Consider the following 25,771-nt stretch of genomic DNA (forward strand, 5'->3'; position numbering starts at 1 on the left):
AATTAACCGACCGTTAACCATGCCGGCCGATGGTCTATTAGAATTAGATTGTGGCGCGTCGCCGCCGAAAGTTCCAGGTCGCCGAACGTGATCCGCTTCGAAAATGTCGGCCTCCGCTATGGCATGGGTCCGGAGATTCTCCGCGACATCTCCCTGCACATTCCGGAGAGCTCCTTTCAGTTCCTGAGCGGCCCTTCGGGCGCCGGCAAGACGACCTTGCTGCGCCTGCTGTTCATGTCGCTGAAGCCGACGCGGGGCCTGATCACCATCTTCGGCAAGGATCGCTCGCGCATTTCGCGCAGCGAATTGCCTCTGCTGCGCCGCCGCATCGGCGTGGTGTTCCAGGATTTCCGCCTGCTCGATCACATGACGACCTACGAGAATGTCGCGCTGCCCTTGCGCGTGCGCGGGCGCGAGGAATTTGGCTATCGCACCGACGTCACCGAACTTCTGAAATGGGTTGGCCTCGGCGACCGCATGCATGTGCTGCCGCCGGTGCTGTCGGGCGGCGAGAAACAGCGCGCGGCGATCGCGCGCGCACTGATCGAACAGCCGGAAATCCTGCTTGCCGACGAGCCGACCGGCAATGTCGATCCGCCGCTGGCGCGCCGGCTGCTGAGGTTGTTCATCGAGCTCAACCGCCTGGGCACCGCCGTGGTGATCGCCACCCACGACCTCGGCCTGATGGAACAGGTCGATGCGCGTCGCATGATTCTGGCCGGCGGAAGGCTGGACGTCTATGACTGACCTTCCAGCCGATCACTTCCAGGACGAAACCGCCGAGGAGACGGCGGCGGTCCGGCGTGTCCAGCGCAAGATGGCGCCGATCGTGCCGGCCCAGAACATCGCCGGCCGGGCGCTGGTGCTGGTCATAGCCATCATGACCTTCCTGTCCTGCCTCACCTTCGGCGCGGTGACGCTGGTGCGAGACACCGCCTCGGTCTGGGAGAACCAGATCTCGCGCGAGGCGACGATCCAGATCAAGCCGGCCGACGGTCTCGACATGGAGGCGGCCCTTGCGCAGGCCGCGCAGATCGCCGGCGAGTTCCCCGGCGTGAAGAGCACCAAGATCATCGACCGCGACGCGACGGCGCGCCTTTTGGAGCCGTGGCTGGGCAGCGGCCTCAACATCGACGATCTGCCGGTGCCGCGCCTCATCGTCGTCACCATCGACGAGGCGAGCCCGCCTGACTTCGCCGCCATGCGCGCCGCCATCACCCCCAAGATACCGACCGCCGCGCTCGACGATCACCGCAACTGGGTCGACCGTCTCGTCGCCATGGCGCACACGACGGTCACGATCGGCATCGCCGTTTTGCTGCTGATGCTGTCGGCGACGGTGCTGACGGTGGTTTTCGCCACGCGCGGCGCCATGGCCGGCAACGGCCACATCATCGAGGTGCTGCATTTCGTCGGCGCCGAGGCGCGTTTCATCGCACGCGAATTTCGCTGGCATTTCCTGGTCACCGGCATGAAGGGCGCGGCCGCCGGCGGCGCGTTGGCGATCGCCGTCTTCATCGTCTTTTCCTGGTGGTCGTCGCGCAACATGGCCACGCCTCAGGCCGACCAGGCGACCGCGCTGTTCGGCAATTTCGCCATAGGCTCCGCCGGCTATTTCGGCGTCGGCCTCATGGTGCTGGTGATCGGCGCGCTGACTGCGGCGACCTCGCACGCGACCGTTGTCGCATATCTCAGCGATATCGACGTTCGCCAGCCGGATGGCGGCTGACCCATGAGTTCCAACCGAAAGTCAGCGCAAGGCGTTGTCTGCGAACAAGACAGCGATCACGGGTTGGGCAAGTGCCGTAACGCAAAGTGCGCCCGTTTTATCTATCAAAGGCCGCATTTCGGAGTTAACCATGAGATGTTTTCAGGATTAACCTGGGGATGATGGAAGCGCGGGAAACGATCGAGACGGCTGGACGGATGCCGGCGGCGCGCGTTTGCGCGTCCGCCCCAGCCAGGCTCGGTCGTCTGCGGCTCACACTGCGTGTCCTTGGTTTCGCCGCTCTTGCCGGGCTGGCGCTTTTCGCCGGCGGCTTCGGCTGGTTCGCCGACAAGGTCAGTCACATGACCACCCCGCTCAACCCGGCCAGGGCCGACGCCATCATCGTGCTCACCGGCGGGCAGTCGCGCCTCGACGCCGCGATGGACCTGTTGGCGTCCGGCAAGGGCGAGCGGCTGCTGATCAGCGGCGTCCATCCGTCGGCCACCAAACGCCAGTTGCAGGCCGCAATGGGCGGCGACAAGCGGCTCTTCTCCTGCTGCGTGGATATCGACCGCGCCGCGCTCGATACCATCGGCAACGCCGAGGAAAGCGCCAAATGGGTGGAGAACCACGCCTATGGCAGCATCATCATAGTCACCAACAATTACCATATGCCGCGCAGCCTGCTCGAGATGAGCCGCCTGCTGCACGGCGCGCGCCTCGAGCCCTATCCGGTGGTCAACACAAATCTCGGCAATGGCGGCTGGCTGACCAAGCCGGAAGCGCTGCGCGTGCTGCTTACCGAATACAGCAAATATGTGCTGTCGCTGGCGCGCGGCCTACTGCCGCTTCGCACGACGCCGGAGGGCATCACGCTGGCCGAAGCATCGACCGAGGCGAAGAATTAAAGCTTGGACGCCGCACTCCCGCGCAGGCGGGCAACCTCCCGCTCCAGGCTGGCGATGCGCCGGTCACGCTCGGCCAGCGCCGCGGCGACATCCGCCGCCTCGAAACGCTGTGGAATATGCTGCGGGCAGTTGGCATCCCAGGCCGAGACCGTGAACAGGATCGCCTGTTCCGGCCGCGCCTTGTAGTCAGCCGGCATCAGCCTCGACATCAGTTCCGGATCGTTTTCGACGACACGCGCCCTGCCCCAGATCTTGATGCGCCGCCTCAGCATATAGTCGATCAGGAACAGGAAGGATCGGTCATTGTCCTCCAGATTGCCCTGCGTGATGAACTGCCTGTTCCCGGAAAAATCGGCAAGGCCGATCGTGTGTTCGTCCAATACCTTGAGGAAGCCGGACGGCCCACCCCGATGCTGGATATAGGGCTGCCCTTCGGCATTGGCCGTCGCCAGGAACACGCTGGTCTGCGCTTCGACGAAGGCTCCGAGGTCCGGCGTGATCGTTGCCTGCCAGCCGCCGCGCTGCTCGACGCGCGCATAGGATTCGCGCGACCCCTTGCGGGACTGGATGGCCTTGACGGTCGGCGTGAAGGCGACGTCACTGGTGAATTCATGCATACCGGCGCTCCTCTGACAGGATCTCACATCAACTAGCTCCTTCCGGAAAACGGATGTAGGGAGCATATTTGCAAGTTATCCTCCCGTTTCCCGGAAGAATGATGGACCGCCTCGAAGCCATGTCCCTGTTCGTCGCCACGGTGGAGGCGGGCAGCCTTTCCGCCGCCGCTCGTCGCGCCGGCGTGCCGCTGGCGACCGTCAGCCGCAAGCTCTCGGAACTGGAAAAGCATCTGAAGACGCGCCTGCTCAACCGCTCGACGCGGCGGCTGACGCTCACCGACGCCGGCCAGTCCTACCTCATCGCCTGCCGCCGCATCCTCGATGAGGTGGGCGAAGCCGAGCGCACGGCGGCCGGCGAATATTCGAGCCCGACAGGCGAGCTGGTCATCACGGCACCGGTCGTCTTCGGCCGCGTGCATGTGCTGCCGGTGATCACCGGCTTTCTCGCCGCCTATCCGCAAGTGGATATCCGCCTGGCCTTGTCGGACCGGATCACACAACTGGCCGAGGAGCATATCGATCTTGCCGTGCGCATCGGCGAGTTGCCCGATTCAACCATGGTCGCGATCCGCGTCGGCTCGATCCGCCGTATCGTCTGCGCCAGCCCGGCCTACCTGGCCGCGCATGGCACGCCGGCCACCCCGCCGGAGCTGGCAGGCCACGACTGCATCACTTTCGAGGGTCTTGGCGCCCCGGCGCCATGGAGTTTCGGGACAGGCAGGATGGAGACCAACGTCCCGGTCCGCTCGCGCCTTCAGGTCAACACGGCCGAGGCGGCGATCGATGCCGCGATTGCCGGGCTCGGCCTGACGAAAGTGCTATCCTACCAGGCGGATGCCGCGGTGCGCGCCGGCACGCTGCGGGTGGTGCTGGAGCCGTTCGAACCGCCGACCTGGCCAGTGAACCTCGTCCATGCCGGACAGGGCCGGCTGCCGGTCAAGCTGCGCGCCTTCCTCGACTTTGCCGCACCCCGCCTGAAGGAACGGCTGGCGCAGTCACTTTAGACAATTCCAGGAGAAGTGCATCGCCGTCAAGTTCGGCGCCTTCGCCGTAACTCTCCTTCCGCAATTGCGGCAAAAACGCAAAGCAAGAGTTGGCAGGCTTCGTGCAGTTTCCTTTTTGCCGCCGCTTGGTGTAACCAACGCACACTTCCTCTCGGGCCCCTCGCATGCTCATCATCCGCTCGCTGGCGTTCAACCTCGTCTTCTATCTCAGCCTGATCGTTCAGATGATCTTCTGGACGCCTTTCTACTTCCTGGCGCCACGCCACCGAGCCTGGTTCGTCCCGAAATTCTGGTCGCGCACCTCGATGTGGCTCTATGACAAGATTGCCGCGACGAAGAGCGAGATCACAGGCGTCGAAAACCTGCCGCAAGGTTCCTTCATCCTGGCTCCGAAGCACCAGTCCTTCTGGGATGCGATTGCTTTCTTCCCCTATCTCGACGACGCGCTCTACATCCTCAAGCGCGAGCTGACCTGGATCCCCTTCTTCGGCTGGTACATCATGAAGATGCGCATGATCCCGGTCGATCGCGGCAGCCGCTCGAAAGCGCTCAAGGCGGTCGTCGCCGCGACACGGCAGGAGATGGATCGCAACCCGCGCCAGCTCATCATCTATCCCGAAGGCACGCGCCGGCCGCCGGGCGCCGAGCCGTCCTACAAATACGGCATCGTCGAGATCTACGCCCAGCTCGGCGTTCCGGTCGTGCCGGTCGCCCATGTCGCCGGCCTCTACTGGCCGCGCCGCAAGTTCCTGCGCTATCCGGGCACCATCAAGGCGCGCTTCCTGCCGCCGATCCCGCCGGGGCTCGGCAAGGAGGAATTCATGCGGCGCCTGATCGGCGAGACGGAAGCTGCTTGCGACCAGCTGCTTGTCGAGGCGGCGCAGGGGCCGACCCCGCCGCCCATGCCGCCGACGGCGGTGAAGCGGCTGGCGGAACTCCGCGCGGCCGCAAGGACCTGACCCGCTAACGCAGCGCCGCCAGGACGGTCGTCAGCACCAGCGTTGCGGCGAACGCCAGGTTGATGATTCGCGAGGCCACCGGATGGCGCAGGAAGCGCGCAAACGCCGTTCCGGCAAGCAGCCACACCGCGTGGATGGCCACGATCATCGCCGCAAGCACCAGCAGCCTGGTGGAACCGCTGAGCGCATTGGCCCGCGACGCGGCGCCGGCGAACACGGCGCCAATCGCCACATAGGCTTTCGGATTGGCGACGGCGAGCATCAAGCCGCCTGCAAGATCAGGCCTCGTCGCCGTGCTCCCGCTTTCGGCCAATGGCGGCGCGGTCGCTATTTTGAAAGCGAGATAGAGGATGTAGCCAGCCGAGGCGATCGAAAGCACCGGCGCCAGCCCGGGCAGAGAGGTGATCGCGCCGAAGACGCCGGCCGCCACGATCAGAAGCACGACGATCGTGCCGAGCACTACGCCCGAGGTGTAACCCAGCGAAAGGCGCAGCCCGAAAGCCGCCCCGACAGCGGTAACGCTGATGGTCGCGGGTCCGGGGCTGCCCATCACGACCATCGCCGCTAACACAAGCGTCAGCACCTGCTGCCAGGGCTGCGCTTCGCTCAAGATGCCGCCGGCCATGCCGAACCCTCCTGCTGTCGCAACGCGACAGGATTACGAGGGATCGTCGTGGCCGTCTTGGACGATCGTGCGAATGTTACGAGCTGGCGCGGTCGAGCGCCGCAACGTCCTCGGCCGAAAGCTTGAGCGATGCGGCGCGGATCAGGCTGTCCATCTGGACCGGCGTCGTGGCGCTGGCGATCGGCGCGGTGACGCCCGGCCGCGCGATGATCCAGGCCAGCGCCACTTCCGCCTGCTTGGCCGAATGGCGCTCCGCCACGGTATCCAGCGCGGCAAGGATGCGCATGCCTCGCTCGTTGAGATAGCCCGCCACGCCTTCGCCGCGCGCGCTTTGCCCGAGATCGGCCTTGCCACGGTATTTGCCGCTCAGGAATCCCTTGGCCAGGCTGAAATAGGTGATGACGCCGATATCCTCCGCCTTGCAGAGGTCGAGCAACGGCCCATCGAGCGAAGAGCGATCGTACAAATTGTACTCAGGCTGAAGGACTTCGTAACGCGGCAGGTTGCGCAGGCTGGCGACGTCGAGGGCCGCGCGCAACTGTCCGGCGTCGAGATTGGAGCAGCCGGGATAGCGGATCTTGCCCTTTTCGAGCAGACGTTGATAGGCGCCGAGCGTTTCCTCGTAAGGCGTGGCCGGGTCCGGCCAATGCGACAGATAAAGGTCGATGACATCGACCTGCAGCCGCTTCAGCGATGCCTCGACCGCCTTTTCGATATAGGCGGCGGAGAGGTCACGCTTGCCCTGCCCCATGTCGGAGCCGACCTTGGTGATGATGACGACCTTGTCGCGGTTGCCGCGGCTCTTCATCCAATTGCCGATGATGGTTTCCGATTCGCCTCCCTTGTTGCCGGGAACCCAGCGCGAATAGGCATCGGCCGTGTCAATGGCGTTCAGGCCCGCGCCGACGAAGCGGTCGAGCAGATCGAAGGAGGTCTTCTCGTCGGCGGTCCAGCCGAAGACGTTGCCGCCTAGGACCAGCGGCGCGATGGAAAGGTCGGTGCGACCGAGACGACGTTTCTGCAAGGCTGATCTCCGTGATGCTTGAACGGGCCTGATGCCCAAGGACGATTGCGGCTAAGCTAGGTCATGCCCGGCCGAGTTCAAAGGCATGGTTTGTCTTTTGATTCGACAGGCGCTTCAGGAAGGCGTGACCTGACGTCCCACCTCCTCCAGCCAGTGATCGCGGATGCCGAGCGCCTCGAGGTGCTCTAGCGTGCTCAAGACATAGTCCTCGTTGTGCCCGGATTGGCCAACGGCGCCGCAAACGATTTTTGCCGCGTGACCGGCATCGAGCGCGCCGGCATATTGCTCATGCCTCCGGTCGACGATGTAGGCGACCGCCTCGACCGAATCGCCGCCATCCAACCTGACCTCGAGTATCCGTTCGAGATAGACGCTGGTCACCAGCTCGCGTTCGCGCAGGTAGGAAAGCACCTCATCGCGCAGATTGCCGGGAACACGGTAGGCGAGGCCGATGCAGGAGCCGCCCCGATCGAGACCGAGCACCAGGCCGGGCCGCCGGCGAGTGCCGCGATGCACGAAGGAATAAACGCAAAGTGAGCGCCGGTAGCCGTAAAGCCGGGCGCGACGGGTCTCGACATGGGCAAATCCGGGCCGCCAGATCAGCGACCCATAGCCAAAAACCCAAAAATCGCCCATATCGCCAAGCCTGATCGCATTCGAGTGAACGACACCGCACCGCCAAGGTGCTTCTTCTGTCCCGCCGCTTGTTTGCGTGAGTGAATCGCCGCTCGCCGTATGAGGGGTTAACGAGAGCCGCAGCATGACGTCAAGTGACGAGCGATCGCCCAAACCTCGCCGCCGGCTGTTCTGGCTAGCCGCGTTCCTTGTAGTGCTGTTCGCCATCTACAGCGGCGGCTGGTTCTATCTCGCCGACAGGCTAAAGACCGAGGCCGACCAGGCGGTGGCGCGGCTGGGCAGCAAGGGCATCGCGGCCGGCTGCGCCAACCTCGCCGTTAGCGGCTATCCGATGAGCTTCACAGTTTCCTGCGACAACATCGCCTATGAGGACGACGCCCGCAAAGTCGCCGCCTCCACCGGGAGTTTCAACGCCGTCGCCGGGATCACCGGACCTCTGTCGCCGGTCGCCGACCTGCGGGGGCCGCTGCGGACGATGGCGCCCGGCATGCCGCCGCTCTGGATCGACTGGGATCAGATGCAGGCCAATGTCAAAATGTGGTGGCCGCTGCCGCGCAGCGTTTCGCTGAGGGCCGAAGGCCTGAACGGTCAGACCGATCCGCAGGACGACACGGATCCGATGCAATTGTTCAGCGCCGGCAAGGCCGCCGGCCAGTTGCAGCCGGCGGGCCAGGACATCAATTATGTCGGCAGCTTCGGCGATCTGGAGATCAATGCGGATGCCATCGACGGACGCGTGCTGCCCGCGCTTGACGGCAGCGGCGACGTAACGCTCAAGAACGGCCTGGCGCTGATCGCCGCGCCGCCAAAGAGCCTGCGGGGCCAGTCGGTCGACATCGCCAGGCTTGACCTCTCGTCCGGCACGGCGCGCATCACCGTGTCCGGGCCGGTCTCGGTCGATGCGGATGGCCTGGTCGACGCAAGTCTGATGATCAAGCTCAAGGATCCGAAAGCGGTGGCTACTATCCTCGCCGGCGCGGTTCCGGAGCACAAGAGCGAAATCGAGCAGGGCTTTGCCGCCATTGCCATGCTTGGCAAGGAGCCGTCCTTGCCGCTGAAGATCGTCAAAGGCAAGGCCTCGCTGGGCTTCATCCCGCTCGGCAAGATCAAGCCGATCGATTAGAACATGGCCCGACCGGTCAGGTTGCTCAGCGTCGGCGCCTTCACCCTCGACACGATCCTGCGCGTCGAGACGCTCCCCGCGCATCAAGGCAAGTTCATCGCCAGCGATGGGGTCCAGCTGGCTTCCGGCATGGCGACGAGCGCCGCCTGCGCCGCGCACCGCCTCGGCGCCGAGGTCTCGCTTTGGGCGAGCGCCGGCGACGATCTCGTCGGCGACCAGTTGATCGCCGACATACAGGCCGAGGGCGTCGATTGCAGCCTTATTCGCCGCGTTCCCGGCGCGCGCTCGGCGCTGGCCGCGATCCTGGTGGATGCGCATGGCGAGCGCGTCATCGTCCCCTTCTACGACAGACGAGCGCAAGCCGATCCCGAGGCGTTGCCGCTCGCCGAACTCTCCGCCTTCGACGCGGTGCTCGTCGATGTCCGCTGGCCGGGCGCCGCGGCGCTCGCTCTGAGCGCGGCCAGATCGATCGGCCGCCCGGCAATCCTGGACGCCGACACCGCGCCCGTCGAGGTTCTGGAGCGCTTGCTGCCCTTGGCGTCGCATATAGTTGCCTCGGAGCCCGCGGCCCGCATCGTCTGCGGCCACGCGCTTGACCCCGAAAGCGCCTGCGCCGACCTCGCCTCGCGCACCGACGCCTTTGTCGCGGTGACCGGCGGCGCGGCCGGCACCTGGTGGCACGACCGGGCAACCGGGGGCGTGCGCCATGTCGAGGCGCCGAGGGTCAAGGCTGTCGACACGCTCGCCGCCGGCGACGTCTTCCACGGCGCCTTTGCCGTTGCCCTCGCCGAGGCGATGCCGATGGAGGAAGCGCTACGCTTCGCCAGCGCCGCCGCCGCGCTCAAATGCCTGCGTTTCGGCGGCAGGCTCGGCGCGCCGAATAGGGCCGAGACGCTGGCCATGATGACGGCGAACTGGCCGGCATCGCAATAGCGCCGAGGAATCCGCTTACGATTTGGCCGGGTGCTCGACGGCCTGCCGACCAAAATCCGGCACGTCGATGTCCTGGCCGGCCTCGATGATCGAGCGGCGGATGGCGCGGGTACGAGTGAAGAGATCGAACAGCTTCTCGCCGTCGCCCCAGCGGATCGCCCGCTGCAGCGAGGCGAGAGTCCTCCGAGAATCGCGCCAGCATCTCCAGGATCGCGTCCTTGTTGTGCAGGCAGACATCCCGCCACATGGTAGGGTCCGAGGCGGCAAGCCGGGTGAAGTCGCGGAAACCGGAAGCGGAATATTTGATGACCTCGCTCTTGGTCACCGCCTCCAGATCGTCCGCCGTGCCGACGATGTTGTAGGCGATGATGTGCGGCAGGTGCGAAACGATCGCCAAGGTCATGTCGTGATGCTGCGGATCCATCGTGTCGATGTTGGAGCCGCAGCGCCGCCAGAATTCCGAGAGCTTCTCGAGCGCCGAGGGGTCGGTGCCAGTCAATGGCGTGAAGATGCACCAGCGGTTCTCGAAGAGATCGGCGAAGCCGGCGTCTGGTCCGGATTTTTCCGTGCCTGCCAGCGGATGTCCGGGAATGAAGTGCACGCCCTCCGGCACATGCGGCTGCATCTGCGCGATAACGGAGGCCTTGGTCGAGCCGACATCGGTAAGGATGGCGCCTTTCTTCAGTGCCGGCGCGATCTCGGCCGCAACCTCGCCCGATGAGCCGACCGGCACAGAGACGATAACGAGGTCGGCATCGCGCACCGCTTCCCTGGCATCGGTCGTGTAGGAATCGCCAAGGCCGAGCTCTTCGGCGCGCTTCAACGTCGATGCGCTGCGCGTCGCGATGGCGACATGGCGCGCCAGGCCCTCGCGGCGGATGACGCGGGCAAGCGACGACCCGATCAGGCCGATGCCGACCAGCGCTATTTTCTCGAACATCGGTGATGCCATGGTGCTTCAGCTTTTCAGGAAGGTCTTGAGCGCCTCGACGACGCCGCGATTGGCCTCCTCGGTGCCGATGCTCATGCGCAGCGCGTTGGGAAAGCCGTAGCCGGTAACACGGCGCAGTATATAGCCGCGCTGGCTCAGATAGTCGTCGGCCGCGGCCGCCGAGTGCTTATTGTCGTCGGGGAAATGGATCAGCAGGAAATTGCCGACGCTGGGCGTCACGCGCAGCCCAAGCCCGACCAACTGTTCGCTGAGCCAGGTCAGCCATTTCTCGTTATGCGCCACGCTGCGCTCGATATGGGCGCGGTCGCGGATAGCGGCAATGCCGGCCTCGATCGCGGTTGCGTTGACGTTGAAGGGACCGCGAATGCGGTTGATGGCGTCGACGATATGCGGTGGTCCATACATCCAGCCGATGCGCGCGCCGCCTAGGCCGAGCTTGGAGAATGTGCGGGTCATGACGACGTTTTCCGAACTGCCGGCGAGCTCGATGCCGGCTTCGTAGTCGTTGCGCCGCACATATTCGGCATAGGCGGCATCCAGCACCAGGAGCACATGCTTCGGCAGAGACGCATGCAGGCGGCGCACCTCCTGGAACGGCACATAGGTGCCGGTCGGATTGTTGGGATTGGCGAGGAAAACGATCTTCGTGCGCGGTGTGACCGCGGCAAGGATCGCATCGACGTCGGCGCGTTCGTCGGTTTCCTTGACCGCCACCGGCTTGGCGCCCGCCGCCTGGATGTAGATCTTGTAGACCATGAAGGCGTGTTCGGTGAACACGGCCTCGTCGCCTGGCGCGAGGTAGGTCTGCGCCAGCAGCCCGAGGATCTCGTCGGAGCCGTTGGAGCAGATGATGTTTGCAGGGTTCAGTCCATGCACCTCGGCGATCGCCTCGCGTAGCCGCCGCGCCGTGCCATCGGGATAGACGTCGAGCTTGGCCGCCACTTCGCGCGCGGCCTCGATTGACTTCGGCGAGGGCCCCAGCGGATTCTCGTTCGACGACAGTTTATAGACTTTCGTCACCCCGGCGGGCGCGGTGCTTTTTCCTGGCACATAGGCCTCGATGTCCATGATGCCCGCGCGGGGCGTCGGACGTGCCTGATCCTGCTTCATGTCACAAATCCGTCGAGAAGACCTTCGTCCGAAGGCCGCAGCGGAAATACAGGCCACGGGCTGGAATGTCGAGTGCCGGCGCTTGCGGCAGGATGCTTACCGTTGACGAACGGCGGCGCTGGTCCTAGAAGGATTGTCAGACTTCCGTGGTGATTTGGCCGGTCGGCTTGCAGCCACGTTAAACAACTCGCTAAAGGGCCGTTTGCAATCTGTAACCGGCTTTGCGAAGGCAGGCCGGTTTTTTGTTGTCCGCGGACCGGCCGGATAACGCGCCGGAAAAAGTCCGGTGCGGACGGATGAGGGTGCCATGGCCGCAGAGCGTGCAGCAAGGACCAACGACGAGGCCGACAATCCGTCGAGTCCGGTGTTGCGCTTTGGCGCCGACAAGCCGCTGAAGCTCGATGCCGGCACCTTTCTTGCGCCTTTCCAGATCGCTTACCAGACCTATGGCACGCTTAACGACGCGCGCTCCAACGCCATCCTCGTCTGCCATGCGCTGACGGGGGACCAGCACGTCGCCAACACCAATCCGGTGACCGGCAAGCCCGGCTGGTGGGAAGTGCTGATCGGCCCCGGCAAGATCATCGACACCAACCGCTTCTTCGTCATCTGCTCCAACGTCGTCGGCGGCTGCCTCGGCTCGACCGGCCCGGCCTCGACCAACCCGGCCACCGGCAAGCCCTATGGGCTCGACCTGCCGATCATCACCATCCGCGACATGGTGCGGGCGCAATCGATGCTGGTCGATCATTTCGGCATCGAGAAGCTGTTTTGCGTGCTCGGCGGCTCGATGGGCGGCATGCAGGTGCTGGAATGGGCGGCCAGCCATTCGGAGCGCGTTTTCTGCGCCCTGCCGATCGCCACCGGCGCCCGCCATTCCTCACAGAACATCGCCTTCCACGAGGTCGGCAGGCAGGCGGTCATGGCCGATCCGGATTGGCATGGCGGCAGATATCTCGAGTTCGGCAAGCGGCCGGAAAAAGGGCTCGCCGTCGCGCGTATGGCCGCCCACATCACCTACCTTTCGGAAGCCGCGCTGCATCGCAAGTTCGGCCGCAATTTGCAGGACCGTGAAGAGCTGACATTCGGCTTCGACGCCGATTTCCAGATCGAGAGTTACCTGCGCCACCAGGGCATGACCTTCGTCGACCGTTTCGACGCCAATTCCTATCTCTATCTGACCCGTGCGATGGATTATTTCGACCTTGCCGCCGATCACGGCGGGCGCCTTGCCGACGCCTTCGCCGGCACCAGGACGCGCTTCTGCCTGGTCTCCTTCACCAGCGACTGGCTGTTTCCGACCGAGGAGAGCCGCTCGATCGTGCATGCCTTGAACGCGGCGGGCGCTTCCGTTTCCTTCGTCGAAATCGAGACCGATCGCGGCCACGACGCCTTCCTCCTCGACGAGCCCGAGTTGTTCGCCGCCATCAACGGCTTCATCGCCTCGGCCGCCCGCGCCAGAGGGCTCGGCGCATGAGCGGAACGCAAACCCAGGATCGGACCGTATCCCCATGAGCGTCAATCGCGCCCAGCGTGTCGACCTCGATGTCGTCACCGATCTCATTCCGGCCAATTCGCGCGTGCTCGACGTAGGCTCGGGCGACGGCGTGCTCCTGGAACTGCTGCAGGAGACCAAGCAGGTCGACGGCCGCGGCCTGGAGCTTTCGCAGCGCGGCGTCAACGAATGCGTGGCGCGCGGCCTGTCCGTCATCCAGGGCGACGCCGACACAGATCTGAAATTCTACCCCGACAAGGGCTTCGACTTCGTCGTGCTGTCGCAGACGCTGCAGGCGACGCGCAACCCGAAGGTGGTGCTCGACGAACTACTCAGGATCGGCAACCGCGCCATCGTCTCCTTCCCCAATTTCGGCCACTGGCGCGTGCGCTTCTCGCTTTTGGTCAAGGGCAGGATGCCGGTCACCAAGGACCTGCCCTATTCCTGGTACGACACGCCCAACATCCACTTCTGCACCATCCGCGATTTCGTCAACCTGTGCGAGGAGCTCGGTGCGACCGTCGAGAGGGCCACCGCGCTCGACGCCAACGGCCAGAAGATCGGCTTGTCGATGCCCTGGTGGTTCTGGAATTTCTTTGGTCAGCAGGCGGTGTTTCTGTTGAAGAGGACTTGACCTCACGGAGCGTGATCGATCAGCGCATGTCCCTCGCCTTGAGCGGACCTGTCCCACCGAACCCAAGGGCCGATCCTGTCGTCTTCAAACCGCAATGCCACGGGAAAGCCGCCTGTTGCCGCATTTCTTGGCGATAGCGGCGTGACACAAGCGTGGCTTTTCTGTAGCGTCGGCCACGATCAGAGATGGGAACCGAAGATTATCCTGAGACCCATCCGGCACACACCACATCCGACCAGTCACGGCAGCCCGATGTCGAGCGAAGACGTTCCGCTGATTACTGTGATCACGCCGACTCACAACCGGCGCAGCCAGGTCGTGCGCGCGGTGGAAAGCGTCCTGGCGCAGACGCTTACGCGCTTCGAGCACATTGTGGTCGACGATGGTTCGACGGATGGGACGGCCGCGGCGATCGCCGAAATCCGCGACCCGAGGCTGATCTATGTCGGCGCCAAATGGCGTGGCGCCAATGCCGCCCGCAATGCGGGCATAGAGCGGGCGCGGGCGCCCGTGGTGACTTTCCTCGATTCGGACGATGTCTATCTGTCGGACCGGCTGGAGCGGACGCTGGCTTGCTTCGACGAGAACCCTTCGCTCGAAGTGATGATCAGCTCCTTCCTGTCGCTGAAGGGCGGTCGCGCCACCAAATGCATCAATCGCGGCGCAATCCTCGACAAGAGCGCGCTGCAGCGGGCCCTGGTCTCCCAGACGATCTTCATTGCGGGCTCGGCGATCACGGCCCGGCTCGAGCCGTTGCTCGCGATCGGCGGCTACGACAGCGACGTGACGCGCATGCAGGACCGCGAGTTGCTGCTGCGCTTCGCCCAGCGCGGCGGCGCCTTGCTGTCCGAGGACATCGACTGGAAGAAATATAGTTCGGAGAATTCGATCTCCGGCCGCCGCGACGGCTATGTCGAGGCCTATGCCAACCTTATCGGCAAGCATCCCTATATCGCCGATCGCTATCCCGACATTCCGCCCTATATGATTGCGCGTCAGATCATCGCCGATATCCTCAAGGGCAGGCTGCCTCAGGCGCTCTCTGGTTATCACGCCAACCGGTCGTCCAAGTCGCTCGGCTATTCGCCGACCGAACTGGTGCGCGGCTATGTCGTCGGACGCCGCTGGCGCCGCGACTGTTATGACGAGTTCCGCGCCAAATATGGCGCCCGGCCAGTCTAGCGCGTGAACGGAGCCGGCTACCTGTCAGGTTCCGGAAAGTATGGATCGGAAGGCTGCCGCAGGCGCACCGCGTTAATGGAAACGCGATGGCGCCTCGATATAACCGGGGCGCTGGAGCGCGAACTCCTCATCATCCATGGACCGCGAGATGTCGACAGCAGGCACCAGCTCCACATCGGCCCGCATACCGTTGTCAGGCGCGGGCAACGAAGCCGCGCAGGCGAAACAGGCAAGCAGGCTGAGCATCTCGAGCATGGCTGCGGGCGTTCTGTCGGCGCCGGCGATAATTCCCCACGATCGCGGCAAAATAGAGCTATTTCCTGCGGCGCGCCGCCTGGGGTGGCGGTTCGATAGCCCCGGCGCGGACGCGCGCCGGCTTGAGGGCCGAACCGCCACTGTCCTTGACGATGGTGAAAGCCCGCGGAAAGAACTGGTTGTTGTGCAGGCCTCGCCCGATATTGAGGATTGCCGCATCCGGGAGCCTGGTCTGCAACATCGCTAGCACGCGCCGCAGCGTCGTGCCGTCCAACGTGTCCAGCGCCTCGTCGATGATGACCCATTTCGGCTTCCGCAGCGCCAACCGGGCAAAAGCCAGCAGGCGCTGCTCGTCATCCGCCAGCTCACGCTCCCAGCGCGCCGAGCGGTCGAGCTGGGATGACAGGCGCTCCAGGCCGACCTCGCCGAGCACGGCCTTGATCTCGGCGTCGTCGATCTTGGCGCCTTCGACGTGGTTCAGCACGTCGCGCAGCGAACCAAGCGGGAAGTAAGGCGTGCGCGGCACGAAGAATGGCTTCTCCCCGTCCGGCATGCCGATTCGTCCCCCTCCCCAGGGCCATAGGCCTGCCAGGGCACGGAAGAACAGCGTCTTGCCGGCGCGCGGATCGCCGGTGATCATGATGTGCTCGCCCGGATGGATTTCGACATTCGTCTCGGAAAGCTTGGTACAGCCGTCGGGCGAGGCGACTTCGAGCTTGTCGAAAGTCAGCTTGCCGTCCGGATTTTCCCCGATCTCGATACGCTTCTCCTTGTCGTGCAGGATGTCCGTTTCGCCAAGCGCGATTCGGAAATCGGCGACACGCATCAGCGTCGCGCGCCAGTCGGCGATGGCCCCGATATTGTTGATGAACCAGCGCAGCGAGGAATTCACCTGATTGAACGCGCCCACCGCCATCATCAACCCGCCAAAGCTGATGTCGCCCGCGAAATAGACCGGCGCCGCCACCAGGATCGGGGCCACCACGGTGATCCAGCCATAGCCATCGGTTACCCAGGAAAGATTGATCTGGGCGCTATAGATACGTCGCATGGCGCCTAGCACAGTGCCGAGGTCGAGCTCGAGCTGGCGCCTTGCATCGGCCTCGCCATGAGCAAGCGCGATCGCATCGACATTCTCATTGACCCGGACCATCGAGGAGCGCAGCTCCGCCTCGCGGGTGTAGCGGTCGCTGTTGAAGCCTATTAGCGGCCGGCCCACCAGCCAACTCAGCCAGGACGCGATGCCGGCATAGAGGATCGCGGCCCAGACCATGTAGCCCGGTATGGTGATCGAATGGTCGCCTATGTGGAAAACGAAGCCGGAAGAGAGCTGCCAGAGCACGCCGATAAAGGACGCCAGCAGAATGAAGGATTGCAGCAGGCCGACGCCGAGATCGGTGGAAAGATCCGACAGATGCGAGGCATCCTGCTGCATGCGCTGATCGGGATTGACGCCGATGGCGCCTGCATTGGCCAGCCGAAAGGCCCGCGCCGGACGCATCCATTGATCGATCAGGTCGAGCGTCAGCGCCTCGCGCAGCCTCAGCCGGATCATCTGGTTGAGCCAGGTCTGGCCGATATTAAGCACCAGCAGGGTGCCAGCGATTTCCGCAAAGATCATCAGTTGGTGAAGGAAGCCCGCCAGGTCGCGCCGGGCAAGCGCATCGTAGAAGGGCTGGTTCCAGCGGTTGAGCAATACCTGCCCGATCGACGTCGCGATGATGACTGCGACGATGCCGACGGAGACCCACGCAAGCGGCCAGCGCACCGGCGACGTCTTCAGCGCCATGCGTATCGTGGCCAGTTGATCCGAAAGGCTGCTGGCCTCGACCGAGAACGCGGCCTGCTCGGCGCCTGGCTTGTAATCGATTTGGTCAGCCATAAAGGAAGTCCCTGATTTCGGGCGCGATCACCGGTGCCGCGCGGCGAAGCTTTCCCTCAGATAGGGTCGCGATGGGGGTATAGGACAAGGCACGGTCCCGATCACGAACGCGTCACCCGTCGGGCGGTGGCGTCCGTCGTCCTGCGCCCAAGCCGCGTCGCGCCTTGTGGCGAGAAGACCGGCACGAAAACGCGGCGCGAGGCGCGCTGGGCGACCGGCACGCCCTGGTAGAGCCGTTTCTGCGCCTCGACGACGATGACGCCGGAGAAGATCGGCCAGAACCGGCGTCCGGCTCGCTCCAGCACATTGTGGAACCGCATCATGAAGGGCCGCGGCGACGGCGGGAAGAACAGCGCATCGCTCCACGCCGCCGGGGTGAAGTTCGCCTCGCGCAGCAGTTCGGTCAGCTGGCCGCGCGAGAACGGCCGGCCATTGCCGAAGGGCGTATGCTCGAAGCGTGCCCAGACGCCGCGCCGGTTGGGCACGACGATGACGACGCGCCCCGCCGGCGACAGCACGCGCCATATCTCGTTCAGCGTCTCGCGCGGGTTCTCGGCATGCTCGAGCGAATGCACCAGGAGCAGGCGATCGATACAGGAATCGACCAGCGGCAGTTCCTCGTCGAAGACCAGCGCCGTCGCTGTCGGCCCCGAAACCGGCCACACCACCGCGCCTTGCGTAGCCGGCATGAAGGCGAAGACGCGCTCGGCATCGGCGCCGAAGCGCTCCAGCCATGGCAGCGCATAGCCAAGGCCGACCAGCCGCTCGTTGGGGACCGCTGTCCATATGGACGACAATGCCATGGTGATCGAACGCTCGGCCAAGCGGCCAAGCGCGGTCGAGTAGAAGGAACGCAGATCGACGATATCCGAATGCATGCGCGGGACGGTAGCTGTGAAGCCTGCCAAGTTCAACAAAGGCGCCAAGTTCGATAAACGCGGATGACATCGACGGGCGCTCGCCCTATGTCTGCGCCGATAACGGAGAAAGATGCCGATGCCCGTTGAGATCGAGCAATTCATGTGCCGCACCGACAATTTCGGCGTGCTGGTTCACGATCCGAAAAGCGGTGAGACGGCGATCATCGACGCGCCGGAGGAAGCACCGATCCTGGCGGCGATCAAGCGCACCGGCTGGACGCCGACATTGATCCTGACCACGCATCATCATGCCGACCACGTCGAAGCCAATCTGGCGCTGAAGGAACGATTCAAACTTCGCGTCATCGGCCCCGAAGCCGAGAAGGCAAAGATTCCAGGCATCGACGAGACAGTCCGCCAAGGCTCGGTCGTGCGTCTTGGCGAGCAACGGATCGAGGTTGTCGAGACGCCCGGCCATACCGCCGGCCACGTCTCCTACCACCTGCCGGCCTCGAAAGTGGCCTTTACCGCCGACACGCTTTTTGCGCTGGGTTGCGGCCGCCTGTTCGAATGCAAGCCGCCGGTGATGTATGAATCGCTCAAGAAGCTGGCGGCGCTGCCGGCGCAAACCGCCATCTATTGCGGCCACGAATACACTTTGGCCAATGCGCGCTTCGCGGTCACGGTCGACCCGGGCAACCCGCTGCTGAAACAGCGCGCCGCCAGGATCGAGGCCCTGCGCGCCGACAACAAGCCGACATTGCCGACGACCATCGGCGAGGAATTGTCGACAAACCCGTTCCTGCGCTGGCACGACCCTGCGATCCGCAAGCATCTCGGCATGGAGAAAGCCTCGGACGCCGAGGTCTTCGCCGAGATCCGCAAGCGCAAGGATAATTTTTGATCTATGCCGCCCGAGAGTGTGCGCTGGTTTTGAGATAACGACATGCATCAAGACAAAGGATGCGAATGACCCCCAGCGCCGCCGAGATCATCGCAACGCTTGGCCTTGAGCCGCACCCGGAAGGCGGCTGGTATGCCGAGACGTTTCGCGACGCCGCGGGCGGTCCGCGCGGTCATTCGACCGCGATCTATTTCCTGCTCGAGCAAGGCCAGCTTTCGGCATGGCATCGGGTGAAGGACGCGGCCGAGGTCTGGCATTTCTACGCCGGCGCGCCGCTGGCGCTGTCGATGCATGAGGCAGGCGCGGGCGTGGTCCTCGAGCAGGTGCTGGGCGCAGCCCTTGCCGCGGGCGAGCGGCCGCAGATCGTCGTGCCGGCCGGCTGGTGGCAGCCGGCGCGCAGCCTCGGCGAATGGACGCTGGTCGGTTGCACGGTGGCGCCGGGCTTCGATTTTGCCGCGTTCGAGATGGCCGAGCCGGGTTGGCAGCCATCCTAGAGCCATCGCGGGAAAAGTTTGAGCGGTTTTCCGTCTGCAACTGCATATAACAAAGGGATAGAGCGGTTTACCGAATCTATGAAACGGTGAGACGCTCTAACCGGCTCCGCCCAACAAGAAGCCCAATGTGATCGCCAGTTGAGCGGCATAGTAAAGCACCCAGACCGCGTGGCGCATCCACACGCGATGCAGCGAGATCGCCGCGAGCAGGAAGCGCTCGGCCGCCAGCAGCCCGTCCGAGGCGATGAACAGCACCGCCCCCGCAATGACCCAGGCCTTGTCCGTGATGAGCGCCGAAAGGCCCATGGCGAGGATGGCAGCGACATAGACGGCAATCGGGATGCGCAGTTGCGCACCGACTCGGCGCCAGAGCGCCGCAAGCATGACGATGCTGAAAGCGGCCATGGCCAGCGCGAGCGCGCTGCGCCAGGGTTCGGCGCCCAACAGTCGTAGCCCGCCGCCTGACTGCGCGAAGAGTGCGACATAGGCGATATGGCCGGCGAGGAAGCTCGCCAGCCCACCGAGAAAGGCCTTTTCGCCGTCACGCGAGAGGAAGGCGTCGCCGAGGGCGCTCAAGCCCAGCGCCGCAACCAGAAGCAGCGGAGCGCCCTGTATGGCGGCAAGCACGGCCAGCAAGGCGACGGCGAGCGTTTTTGCCGCCGTGCGCGTCCACTTCGGCGGCATGTCGAGCGCAAAGGCGTAGATCAAGGCCGCGACGAACGAGAACAACAGCGTCGCGTTGGCGTTGGCCTCGATGCCACCTGGGAACGGCATCATGCGTTAGCCTCTTTGGCCGCCGGCTTGCGCATCAGCAGCGATTTCGCCGCCAGCGCCGCGCCGCCGGTGATAAGCACGCAGGCCGCGAGGATGCGCAGCGACGGCTCGGCAACGCCGGCGGCGATGAGCACCAGCGTCGACAAGAGCGGCGCGGCATAGCTGGCCGCGCCCAGCACCTGGATGTTGCCGCGCTTGACGCCAATGTCCCAGGCGTAGAAGGCCGCCCCCACCGGCATTAGGCCGAGCCCGATGACGGCCAGCCACTGGCCAAGGCCGTCCGGCAGCACAGTTTTCTCAAGCAGCAGGTGGCAGATCAGCGAAAGCGCCGATGTCGCCGCGCAGAACCAGGTGACGATCGAGGTCGGCACGGACGGGAAGCGCCGCGACAGCAGCGAATAGGCCGACCACAAAAGCGCGCAGACGGCCGCCATGGCGTAGCCGAAGGCGTAGCGCGCATCGAAGGCGAGCGCGCCGCCCTTGGTGACGATCAGGAACGTGCCGGCAAGGCCGAGCAGCGCGCCGACGACATGGTTCCAGGCTAGCCGCTCGCCCGGCATCAGCGCCGAGCCCAGCACGATCAGCAGCGGCCACAAATAGGCGATCAGGCTCGCCTCGACCGCCGGCGCGTTGCGAAGAGCGGTGAAGTAGAAGAAATGGTAGCCGAACAGGCCGGCTATGCCGATCACCCAGACCTGCGACGGAACTTTCTGGCTCCGGGCGGGGGCGGGCATCACGAGCCGCGCGGCGAGGCCGACGCAGGTGCCGATGGCGAAGGTGATGGCCGACAGCAGGAACGGCGGCACTTGGCCCGAGGCGTCGGTGAGCAGCGCCAGCAACGCCCACATGGCGACCGCCGAGAACCCGATCAGTGTTGCGCGCCCCATCCATTCCCCCGGCGGCGCGCGGTAGCGCCCGATCTAGTTGACTGCCTCGAATCGTCCCGCGCTGATGGTAAGCGGACCGATCTGGGTTCCGACCGTGGCGCGGATCGGCGCATATACTCCGGTTTGGCCGAGCGGTGCAAATGTCACCAGCATGCGGCTCCTGTTCTTCAGGAAATCCAGCGCCTTGCGGCCCTTGCGATATCCCGCCACGGGCTCGAAGCCCATCTTGCAGGTCACCGTGTCGCCCTTGTAGCCGGGCACCGAGATCGACCCTTTGGATGCATAGGTCAGGGTAAGGTCGGCGCGCATCTCTCCGTCATAGAACTTGACCGTGCGACCGCAGACCTTGTCCAGGCTCTCGGCGTGGATCACGGTCGCCGCCATCGGATCGAGCACCGATTTCAGATCTCCGTCGCTGATCGGCACCCAGCTGTTCGGATCGCGTTTCTTCGGAGCGGGGACGACTTGAGTGGAGGTGACCGCGCCATTGCTGAAGCGGATGTCGACCATCGAGGCCTTCTTGCCGGATGTGTAGTCGGCCCTGAAGGCTTGCGGCTTCATCTGCGCGCCGGAAATCGTGCCCTTCGACGAAATCGTGCCTTTCGTGTCGTCGAACAGCCTGCCGAGGCCCGCGGCCGACACGGTGCCGTCGATGGCATAGCTGCCGCCTTCGTAGTGGCTGGAAAAAGTCGCCCTGGCTATCGAAAGGCCAAGATAGGAGACAGTATATTCGCCCTTGAAGGATTGTGGCGAGGCGGCGGCGAAGCTCGTAGCCGGCACGGCAAGGACAAGCAGGCTGGCAAGTGCATGAAAAGGACGGAGCATGGCGGCTGGAGAATCCCTGACGGTTCGGCCGGAACGCGACGTCTCCAGCCTGGCATATCCCTTCTCGAAGGGCTTATAGTATGAAATCCGGCCTTTATATGAAGCCAGCTCGACAACTGGCGATGTGCCGAAGCTTGACGCAGTGGTGAAATGCCACTATGGAACGCCAACTTTTCCAAAGGCCGCATGACCGAGACCGCGCGCCGCCTGGCGCGGGCAGAATGGTTTGGCAGGTCTAGAAACTGAAGGTTAGACAAATGTCCCGCATCTGCGAACTCACTGCCAAGGCAGTTCAGACCGGCAACAATGTGAGCCACGCCAACAACAAGACCAAGCGTCGCTTCCTGCCGAATCTGGTCAATGTGACGCTGATTTCCGAAGCGCTGAACCAGAACGTTCGCCTGCGCATTTCGGCGAACGCGCTGCGTTCGGTCGAGCACCGCGGCGGCCTCGACGCCTTCCTGGTCAAGGCCGACGTCAAGGAACTGTCGCAGCGCGCCCGTCTGCTCAAGAAGCAGATCGCCAAGAAGCTTGCCGAGCAGTCGGCGGCTTAAAGCAGTTTTCAGGCGGGGGACGACCGCCTCGAGCACTGGCCCGGCCGGTGCTCGAAAGAAGAGCGAGCGTCGTTATGACGCCCGGCTGGTTCCATTACCCAGGATAAAAAAATGAATTTCCTGACGCGATATCTGCCCTTCGTGGCCGCCATGGCGCTTGTCGTCGTGGCGTCGAACATCCTTGTGCAGTTTCCGATGCAGGGCCAGGTCGACGGCCTGTCGCTGGCGGACGTGCTGACCTGGGGCGCCTTCACCTATCCATTCTCCTTCCTGGTCACTGACCTCGCCAACCGCCGCTACGGACCGGCCGTGGCGCGCAAGGTGGTGTTCGTCGGCTTCATGACGGCCGTGAGCTGCTCGATCCTGATCCCGCCCTTCCTGTTTCGCCACGGGCTGATCGAATTCGAGACCGCCGCCGACCGGCTGGTGCGCATAGCGGCCGCTTCCGGAGCGGCCTTCCTCACCGCGCAGTTGCTCGACGTCACGGTCTTCAACCGGCTGCGCCGGCAAAGCTGGTGGCGCGCGCCCATCGTCGGCACGCTGGTCGGCTCGGTGTTTGACACGATCGTCTTCTTCGGCGTCGCCTTTTCAACCGCCTTCGCCTTTGCCGGTCCAAATGACGGTTTCGCCTTGGAGACCGCGCCGCTGATGGGCGTGCTGCCGGTCGAGACGATGCGCTGGGTGTCCTGGGCGCTCGGGGACCTTTCGGTGAAACTGATGATCGCCTTCGTAGCGCTGATCCCCTACCGGCTGCTCGCCGCGCGCTGGAGCCAGCCGGCGGTCGCGGCCTGACCATGAACACAGGTAGGGGAATCAGCATTTGATCCCCTGGGTTCAGCTCGATTCCACCCGCACACCGGATGGCGGCCAGGAGCTTCGCCTGAAGCGGCGCGGCGATGAATTCTCGATCATGCCGGGCTCCAACGAACTGATGAACAGCCGCCTCAGCGGCTCCGAGGAAGCGCTCGCCAGGCTCTCCTGCGAGCGGATTGCCGGCCGCAAGCAGCCAAGGATGCTCATCGGCGGGCTTGGCATGGGCTTCACCTTGCGCGCTGCCCTCGCCGCGCTCGATCGCGACGCCACCATCACCATTGCGGAGCTTGTGCCCTCGGTCGTCGCCTGGGCGCGCGGTCCGATGTCCAGTATTTTCGACGGCTGCCTCGACGATCCCCGCGTCACCGTTCGCGAGGCCGACGTCGGCCAGTTGATAAAGGCGGAGAAGGCCTCATGGGACGCTATCCTGCTCGACGTCGACAATGGCCCCGAAGGCATCGTCTACAAGGGCAATGACACGCTGTATGCCGCGGCTGGCCTCGCGGCCGCGCGGGCTGTATTGAAGCCCGGCGGCGTGCTGGCGGTCTGGTCCCAGGGGCCGGACAGCAGCTTCACCCGTCGGTTGAAGCAGGTGGGCTTCGCGGTCGAGGAGATCAACACGCGGGCCAACGGCAAGCGCGGCGCTCGCCACGTGATATGGGTTGCAACCAACGGACGCTGAACTCTGCACGTCCCGGTGGGGTTGGCCGCCGCCTGATTTACGATCGCGGGATTACCGCTGCGGCTTTACGCTTTGTTACGGCAGATGGTGGAGGATCGCCGAAGTTCTCCAGGGCATTGCGACCAGCATGACCGTGCCAGGCACCGGTTGGAAAAACGATCTCCTGCTTGCGTTGAGCGCCATGCTGGTGGTGCTGGCGATCAACGCCGTTTCAGGCTTCCCCACCCTTGCCAACTATGGCGCCGACAATGACAGCATGCTGCGGCTGGTCGAGGTTCGCGACCTGCTCGGCGGCCAAGGCTGGTTCGATCTCCATCAATACAGGATGGGCACCTCCGGCGGCTTCGTCATGCACTGGTCGCGGCTGGTGGACGCGCCGCTCGCGCTGATCATCAGTGCCTTCGATGCGTTAGGCGCCAATGCCGCGACCGCCGAAAGCGCCGCACGGATCATCTGGCCGACCTTGCTTTACGGGCTGACCATATTCGTGCTCATGCGCGCCGCGCGGTGCTTCGCCGGCGCGGATGTGGCGATGCCGGCGGTGATCCTGTCGACGACAGCGCTCTTCTTCCTATTGATCTACAGCCCGGGCGTGATCGATCACCACAATGTCCAGCTGCTGCTGACGGCGGCCAGCCTATGGCTTTTGATGGAAGCGCCCGCCTGGCGGCCGGCATCCCTTCTTTCAGGCATTTGCGCGGGCCTGACGCTGGCTGTCGGCATGGAGACCGCACCCTATGTGGCGATGCTCGGCGTTTGCGCCGCGGTTCTGTTCGTCCTCGATGACAGAGAACGTATCACGGCACGAGGATTCGGCCTCGGATTTGCCGCCACCGCCTTGCTGGTATTCGTGGCGACCATCCGGCCGGCCGACTGGAGCGCCGTCCAGTGCGACGCCTTCTCGTCCTTCCAGTTCGCGGTTGCGGCACTTTCCGGCTTCGGCCTGGCGATCGCCAGTGCGTTCGTCGCATCGACCCGCCAGGCGCGGATTGTTTCAACGCTGGCTCTGGCGGCGACGATAGCAGCCGCCGTGATCGTCTTCTTCCCGCAATGCGTGGCGTCACCCTATGCGGACATGGACGAGCGCCTCCGCACCTATTGGCTGGCCGACGTGGTCGAAGCCCAGCCCTTCTGGAGCGTGGCCATGCACCAGCCGAAATTGATGGCGGCGCGCTACGTGACGCCCTTCGTCGCGATTGTGCTGATCGGCTTCCAACTGCGAAGCCATCGCCTGCGACGCGAGGAGATGCTCGCCGCCATACTGCTTGTCGTGGCCTTTGGCGTCAGCCTGTGGCAGGTGCGCGGCTCGACCTTCTCGGTCGCCTTCGCCGTACTGCCGCTCTCGGCCTGGATCGCGAAGATCCGCCTGCGGGCGAGCGCCGTGCCCTCGTGGCGCATCTCCGCCGGCATCGTCATGGCGTGGCTGGTCTCGCTCAACGCGACCTGGGCCGGGGTCGCGATGGCCGCGCAGTCCATGGTCCAGAAGGCGCCGCAGCGGATCAATTCCGACCCCGACCATGCCATAACCTGCGGCAAGCCGGATGACTTTCGCGCTCTTGCAGCCTTGCCGGCGACGACGGTGCTTGCCTCGTCCAATCTCGGCTCGGGAATATTGGCGTTCACCGGTCACCGGACGCTGGCTGGCCCATACCACCGCAATGTCGCCGGCAACCTCGCCATGCTCGACGCGTTCATGGGGACGCCGGACGCCGCCCGCGCCGTCATCCAGCGCGAGCATGTGGGACTGATCGCGATCTGCCGCGGCAACACGGAAGAGACATCGCTGGCCCTGGACGCGCCAAAGGGCCTTGCCGCGGAACTCCTGCGGGGCGACATGCCGGGGTGGCTCGAACCGGACCGCTCAACCTCGGGACAGCCGATCGAGATCTATAAGGTTCGCTGAATATCGGCCCAGGGGCCCAGATCAGCGT

At 64.6% G+C, this 25,771-nt stretch carries 27 protein-coding genes, 1 pseudogene and 1 riboswitch; of the genes and pseudogenes, 16 read left to right on the forward strand and 12 right to left on the reverse strand.

The window, feature by feature from the left end; genetic code table 11:
• Positions 1-87 precede the first annotated feature (87 nt).
• The 3 genes from ftsE (at position 88) to ACR64R_RS19120 (ending at position 2,616) form a co-directional block, all read left to right on the forward strand.
• A complete protein-coding gene (gene ftsE, locus ACR64R_RS19110) occupies positions 88-747 on the forward strand; it encodes a cell division ATP-binding protein FtsE (protein WP_487357860.1) in 660 nt (219 codons plus the stop codon).
• A complete protein-coding gene (locus tag ACR64R_RS19115; protein WP_487357861.1) occupies positions 740-1,729 on the forward strand; it encodes a cell division protein FtsX in 990 nt (329 codons plus the stop codon). The genes ftsE and ACR64R_RS19115 overlap by 8 nt, the downstream gene beginning before the upstream one ends.
• Before the next feature lie 158 nt (positions 1,730-1,887).
• Entirely contained in the window at positions 1,888-2,616 is a 729-nt protein-coding gene (locus tag ACR64R_RS19120; RefSeq protein WP_487357862.1) for a YdcF family protein, read from the forward strand.
• Here the strand turns inward: ACR64R_RS19120 and ACR64R_RS19125 are convergent.
• Positions 2,613-3,233 carry a pyridoxamine 5'-phosphate oxidase family protein gene (locus ACR64R_RS19125; protein WP_487357863.1) on the reverse strand — a complete coding sequence of 207 codons (621 nt, stop codon included), beginning with the start codon at positions 3,231-3,233 and terminating at the stop codon, positions 2,613-2,615. The two genes, ACR64R_RS19120 and ACR64R_RS19125, sit on opposite strands and share 4 nt — an antisense overlap.
• A gap of 101 nt (positions 3,234-3,334) precedes the next feature.
• On the opposite strand from ACR64R_RS19125, the gene ACR64R_RS19130 reads away from it, so the two are divergent.
• Positions 3,335-4,237, forward strand: a complete 903-nt coding sequence (locus ACR64R_RS19130; protein ID WP_487357864.1) for a LysR family transcriptional regulator — start codon at positions 3,335-3,337, stop codon at positions 4,235-4,237.
• Positions 4,238-4,401: 164 nt separating this feature from the next.
• Positions 4,402-5,196, forward strand: coding sequence for a lysophospholipid acyltransferase family protein (locus ACR64R_RS19135; protein WP_487357865.1), 795 nt, complete (start codon positions 4,402-4,404; stop codon positions 5,194-5,196).
• 4 nt (positions 5,197-5,200) lie between these two features.
• Here ACR64R_RS19135 and ACR64R_RS19140 read toward each other — a convergent pair whose 3' ends face one another.
• The 3 genes from ACR64R_RS19140 to ACR64R_RS19150 form a co-directional block, all read right to left on the reverse strand.
• On the reverse strand, positions 5,201-5,821 hold the full coding sequence (locus ACR64R_RS19140) for a LysE family translocator (protein WP_487357866.1): 621 nt from the start codon (positions 5,819-5,821) through the stop codon (positions 5,201-5,203).
• A gap of 76 nt (positions 5,822-5,897) precedes the next feature.
• Positions 5,898-6,845 (reverse strand): aldo/keto reductase, encoded by a 948-nt coding sequence (locus ACR64R_RS19145; RefSeq protein WP_487357867.1) that lies wholly within the window; start codon positions 6,843-6,845, stop codon positions 5,898-5,900.
• A 114-nt stretch (positions 6,846-6,959) separates the two neighbouring features.
• Positions 6,960-7,481 carry a gamma-glutamylcyclotransferase gene (locus ACR64R_RS19150; RefSeq protein WP_487357868.1) on the reverse strand — a complete coding sequence of 174 codons (522 nt, stop codon included), beginning with the start codon at positions 7,479-7,481 and terminating at the stop codon, positions 6,960-6,962.
• Between the two features lie 124 nt (positions 7,482-7,605).
• Between ACR64R_RS19150 and ACR64R_RS19155 the strand changes: the two genes are divergently transcribed.
• Positions 7,606-8,604, forward strand: a complete 999-nt coding sequence (locus ACR64R_RS19155; RefSeq protein ID WP_487357869.1) for a DUF2125 domain-containing protein — start codon at positions 7,606-7,608, stop codon at positions 8,602-8,604.
• A 3-nt stretch (positions 8,605-8,607) separates the two neighbouring features.
• Complete coding sequence (locus ACR64R_RS19160) at positions 8,608-9,537, forward strand: sugar kinase (RefSeq protein ID WP_487357870.1); 930 nt, start codon at positions 8,608-8,610, stop codon at positions 9,535-9,537.
• Between the two features lie 15 nt (positions 9,538-9,552).
• Here the strand turns inward: ACR64R_RS19160 and ACR64R_RS19165 are convergent.
• Positions 9,553-10,489, reverse strand: a pseudogene (locus tag ACR64R_RS19165) (prephenate/arogenate dehydrogenase family protein).
• A gap of 6 nt (positions 10,490-10,495) precedes the next feature.
• The gene (gene hisC / locus ACR64R_RS19170; protein WP_487362489.1) at positions 10,496-11,608 is read right to left on the reverse strand and encodes a histidinol-phosphate transaminase; all 1,113 of its coding nucleotides are present in this window, start codon (positions 11,606-11,608) and stop codon (positions 10,496-10,498) included.
• Between the two features lie 127 nt (positions 11,609-11,735).
• Positions 11,736-11,813: riboswitch (SAM riboswitch) on the forward strand.
• A gap of 93 nt (positions 11,814-11,906) precedes the next feature.
• Here hisC and metX point away from each other — a divergent pair.
• The 3 genes from metX to ACR64R_RS19185 all read left to right on the forward strand — a co-directional run bounded on the left by metX (position 11,907) and on the right by ACR64R_RS19185 (position 14,910).
• Complete coding sequence (gene metX, locus ACR64R_RS19175; RefSeq protein ID WP_487357871.1) at positions 11,907-13,076, forward strand: homoserine O-acetyltransferase MetX; 1,170 nt, start codon at positions 11,907-11,909, stop codon at positions 13,074-13,076.
• Between the two features lie 34 nt (positions 13,077-13,110).
• A complete protein-coding gene (gene metW, locus ACR64R_RS19180) occupies positions 13,111-13,728 on the forward strand; it encodes a methionine biosynthesis protein MetW (protein ID WP_487357872.1) in 618 nt (205 codons plus the stop codon).
• Between the two features lie 252 nt (positions 13,729-13,980).
• The gene (locus tag ACR64R_RS19185; protein WP_487357873.1) at positions 13,981-14,910 is read left to right on the forward strand and encodes a glycosyltransferase family 2 protein; all 930 of its coding nucleotides are present in this window, start codon (positions 13,981-13,983) and stop codon (positions 14,908-14,910) included.
• Between the two features lie 72 nt (positions 14,911-14,982).
• Here the strand turns inward: ACR64R_RS19185 and ACR64R_RS19190 are convergent, their stop codons facing one another.
• The 3 genes from ACR64R_RS19190 to ACR64R_RS19200 form a co-directional block, all read right to left on the reverse strand.
• Complete coding sequence (locus ACR64R_RS19190) at positions 14,983-15,165, reverse strand: DUF1194 domain-containing protein (RefSeq protein ID WP_487357874.1); 183 nt, start codon at positions 15,163-15,165, stop codon at positions 14,983-14,985.
• 58 nt (positions 15,166-15,223) lie between these two features.
• On the reverse strand, positions 15,224-17,047 hold the full coding sequence (locus tag ACR64R_RS19195) for an ABC transporter ATP-binding protein/permease (protein ID WP_487357875.1): 1,824 nt from the start codon (positions 17,045-17,047) through the stop codon (positions 15,224-15,226).
• 101 nt (positions 17,048-17,148) lie between these two features.
• Entirely contained in the window at positions 17,149-17,925 is a 777-nt protein-coding gene (locus ACR64R_RS19200; RefSeq protein WP_487362490.1) for a class I SAM-dependent methyltransferase, read from the reverse strand.
• 118 nt (positions 17,926-18,043) lie between these two features.
• On the opposite strand from ACR64R_RS19200, the gene gloB reads away from it, so the two are divergent.
• Together gloB and ACR64R_RS19210 are read left to right on the forward strand one after the other, a co-directional pair.
• The gene (gloB, locus tag ACR64R_RS19205) at positions 18,044-18,811 is read left to right on the forward strand and encodes a hydroxyacylglutathione hydrolase (protein ID WP_487362491.1); all 768 of its coding nucleotides are present in this window, start codon (positions 18,044-18,046) and stop codon (positions 18,809-18,811) included.
• 65 nt (positions 18,812-18,876) lie between these two features.
• On the forward strand, positions 18,877-19,305 hold the full coding sequence (locus ACR64R_RS19210) for a cupin domain-containing protein (RefSeq protein WP_487357876.1): 429 nt from the start codon (positions 18,877-18,879) through the stop codon (positions 19,303-19,305).
• A 96-nt stretch (positions 19,306-19,401) separates the two neighbouring features.
• Here ACR64R_RS19210 and ACR64R_RS19215 read toward each other — a convergent pair whose 3' ends face one another.
• From ACR64R_RS19215 to ACR64R_RS19225, 3 genes are read right to left on the reverse strand one after another with little or no spacing between them, the layout of a single operon-like run.
• A complete protein-coding gene (locus tag ACR64R_RS19215) occupies positions 19,402-20,082 on the reverse strand; it encodes a lysoplasmalogenase (protein WP_487357877.1) in 681 nt (226 codons plus the stop codon).
• Complete coding sequence (gene yddG, locus ACR64R_RS19220; RefSeq protein ID WP_487357878.1) at positions 20,079-20,966, reverse strand: aromatic amino acid exporter YddG; 888 nt, start codon at positions 20,964-20,966, stop codon at positions 20,079-20,081. The genes ACR64R_RS19215 and yddG overlap by 4 nt, the downstream gene beginning before the upstream one ends.
• A gap of 33 nt (positions 20,967-20,999) precedes the next feature.
• Positions 21,000-21,791 (reverse strand): DUF3108 domain-containing protein, encoded by a 792-nt coding sequence (locus tag ACR64R_RS19225; protein WP_487357879.1) that lies wholly within the window; start codon positions 21,789-21,791, stop codon positions 21,000-21,002.
• Positions 21,792-22,048: 257 nt separating this feature from the next.
• Between ACR64R_RS19225 and rpmB the strand changes: the two genes are divergently transcribed.
• From rpmB to ACR64R_RS19245, 4 genes are all read left to right on the forward strand, one after another.
• Positions 22,049-22,345: a 50S ribosomal protein L28 gene (gene rpmB / locus ACR64R_RS19230; protein WP_487357880.1), complete on the forward strand. Its 297-nt coding sequence runs from the start codon at positions 22,049-22,051 to the stop codon at positions 22,343-22,345.
• A 111-nt stretch (positions 22,346-22,456) separates the two neighbouring features.
• The gene (locus ACR64R_RS19235) at positions 22,457-23,137 is read left to right on the forward strand and encodes a queuosine precursor transporter (protein ID WP_487357881.1); all 681 of its coding nucleotides are present in this window, start codon (positions 22,457-22,459) and stop codon (positions 23,135-23,137) included.
• Positions 23,138-23,165: 28 nt separating this feature from the next.
• Positions 23,166-23,840, forward strand: coding sequence for a polyamine aminopropyltransferase (locus ACR64R_RS19240; RefSeq protein WP_487357882.1), 675 nt, complete (start codon positions 23,166-23,168; stop codon positions 23,838-23,840).
• Positions 23,841-23,967: 127 nt separating this feature from the next.
• Positions 23,968-25,743, forward strand: coding sequence for a GtrA family protein (locus ACR64R_RS19245; RefSeq protein ID WP_487357883.1), 1,776 nt, complete (start codon positions 23,968-23,970; stop codon positions 25,741-25,743).
• Positions 25,744-25,771: the final 28 nt, after the last annotated feature.

The sequence above is a fragment of the Mesorhizobium sp. MC2-1-1 genome (assembly GCF_057597255.1).

Excerpts from the sequence above, each read along its gene's own strand:
- ACR64R_RS19115 (WP_487357861.1), top strand. The coding sequence starts at position 740 with ATGACTGACCTTCCAGCCGATCACTTCCAGGACGAAACCGCCGAGGAG.
- ACR64R_RS19120 (WP_487357862.1), top strand. The coding sequence starts at position 1,888 with ATGATGGAAGCGCGGGAAACGATCGAGACGGCTGGACGGATGCCGGCG.
- ACR64R_RS19125 (WP_487357863.1), bottom strand. The coding sequence starts at position 3,233 with ATGCATGAATTCACCAGTGACGTCGCCTTCACGCCGACCGTCAAGGCC.
- ACR64R_RS19130 (WP_487357864.1), top strand. The coding sequence starts at position 3,335 with ATGGACCGCCTCGAAGCCATGTCCCTGTTCGTCGCCACGGTGGAGGCG.
- ACR64R_RS19135 (WP_487357865.1), top strand. The coding sequence starts at position 4,402 with ATGCTCATCATCCGCTCGCTGGCGTTCAACCTCGTCTTCTATCTCAGC.
- ACR64R_RS19140 (WP_487357866.1), bottom strand. The coding sequence starts at position 5,821 with ATGGCCGGCGGCATCTTGAGCGAAGCGCAGCCCTGGCAGCAGGTGCTG.
- ACR64R_RS19150 (WP_487357868.1), bottom strand. The coding sequence starts at position 7,481 with ATGGGCGATTTTTGGGTTTTTGGCTATGGGTCGCTGATCTGGCGGCCC.
- ACR64R_RS19155 (WP_487357869.1), top strand. The coding sequence starts at position 7,606 with ATGACGTCAAGTGACGAGCGATCGCCCAAACCTCGCCGCCGGCTGTTC.
- ACR64R_RS19160 (WP_487357870.1), top strand. The coding sequence starts at position 8,608 with ATGGCCCGACCGGTCAGGTTGCTCAGCGTCGGCGCCTTCACCCTCGAC.
- metX (WP_487357871.1), top strand. The coding sequence starts at position 11,907 with ATGGCCGCAGAGCGTGCAGCAAGGACCAACGACGAGGCCGACAATCCG.
- metW (WP_487357872.1), top strand. The coding sequence starts at position 13,111 with ATGAGCGTCAATCGCGCCCAGCGTGTCGACCTCGATGTCGTCACCGAT.
- ACR64R_RS19185 (WP_487357873.1), top strand. The coding sequence starts at position 13,981 with ATGTCGAGCGAAGACGTTCCGCTGATTACTGTGATCACGCCGACTCAC.
- ACR64R_RS19190 (WP_487357874.1), bottom strand. The coding sequence starts at position 15,165 with ATGCTCGAGATGCTCAGCCTGCTTGCCTGTTTCGCCTGCGCGGCTTCG.
- ACR64R_RS19195 (WP_487357875.1), bottom strand. The coding sequence starts at position 17,047 with ATGGCTGACCAAATCGATTACAAGCCAGGCGCCGAGCAGGCCGCGTTC.
- ACR64R_RS19200 (WP_487362490.1), bottom strand. The coding sequence starts at position 17,925 with ATGCATTCGGATATCGTCGATCTGCGTTCCTTCTACTCGACCGCGCTT.
- gloB (WP_487362491.1), top strand. The coding sequence starts at position 18,044 with ATGCCCGTTGAGATCGAGCAATTCATGTGCCGCACCGACAATTTCGGC.
- ACR64R_RS19210 (WP_487357876.1), top strand. The coding sequence starts at position 18,877 with ATGACCCCCAGCGCCGCCGAGATCATCGCAACGCTTGGCCTTGAGCCG.
- ACR64R_RS19215 (WP_487357877.1), bottom strand. The coding sequence starts at position 20,082 with ATGATGCCGTTCCCAGGTGGCATCGAGGCCAACGCCAACGCGACGCTG.
- yddG (WP_487357878.1), bottom strand. The coding sequence starts at position 20,966 with ATGGGGCGCGCAACACTGATCGGGTTCTCGGCGGTCGCCATGTGGGCG.
- ACR64R_RS19225 (WP_487357879.1), bottom strand. The coding sequence starts at position 21,791 with ATGCTCCGTCCTTTTCATGCACTTGCCAGCCTGCTTGTCCTTGCCGTG.
- rpmB (WP_487357880.1), top strand. The coding sequence starts at position 22,049 with ATGTCCCGCATCTGCGAACTCACTGCCAAGGCAGTTCAGACCGGCAAC.
- ACR64R_RS19235 (WP_487357881.1), top strand. The coding sequence starts at position 22,457 with ATGAATTTCCTGACGCGATATCTGCCCTTCGTGGCCGCCATGGCGCTT.
- ACR64R_RS19245 (WP_487357883.1), top strand. The coding sequence starts at position 23,968 with ATGACCGTGCCAGGCACCGGTTGGAAAAACGATCTCCTGCTTGCGTTG.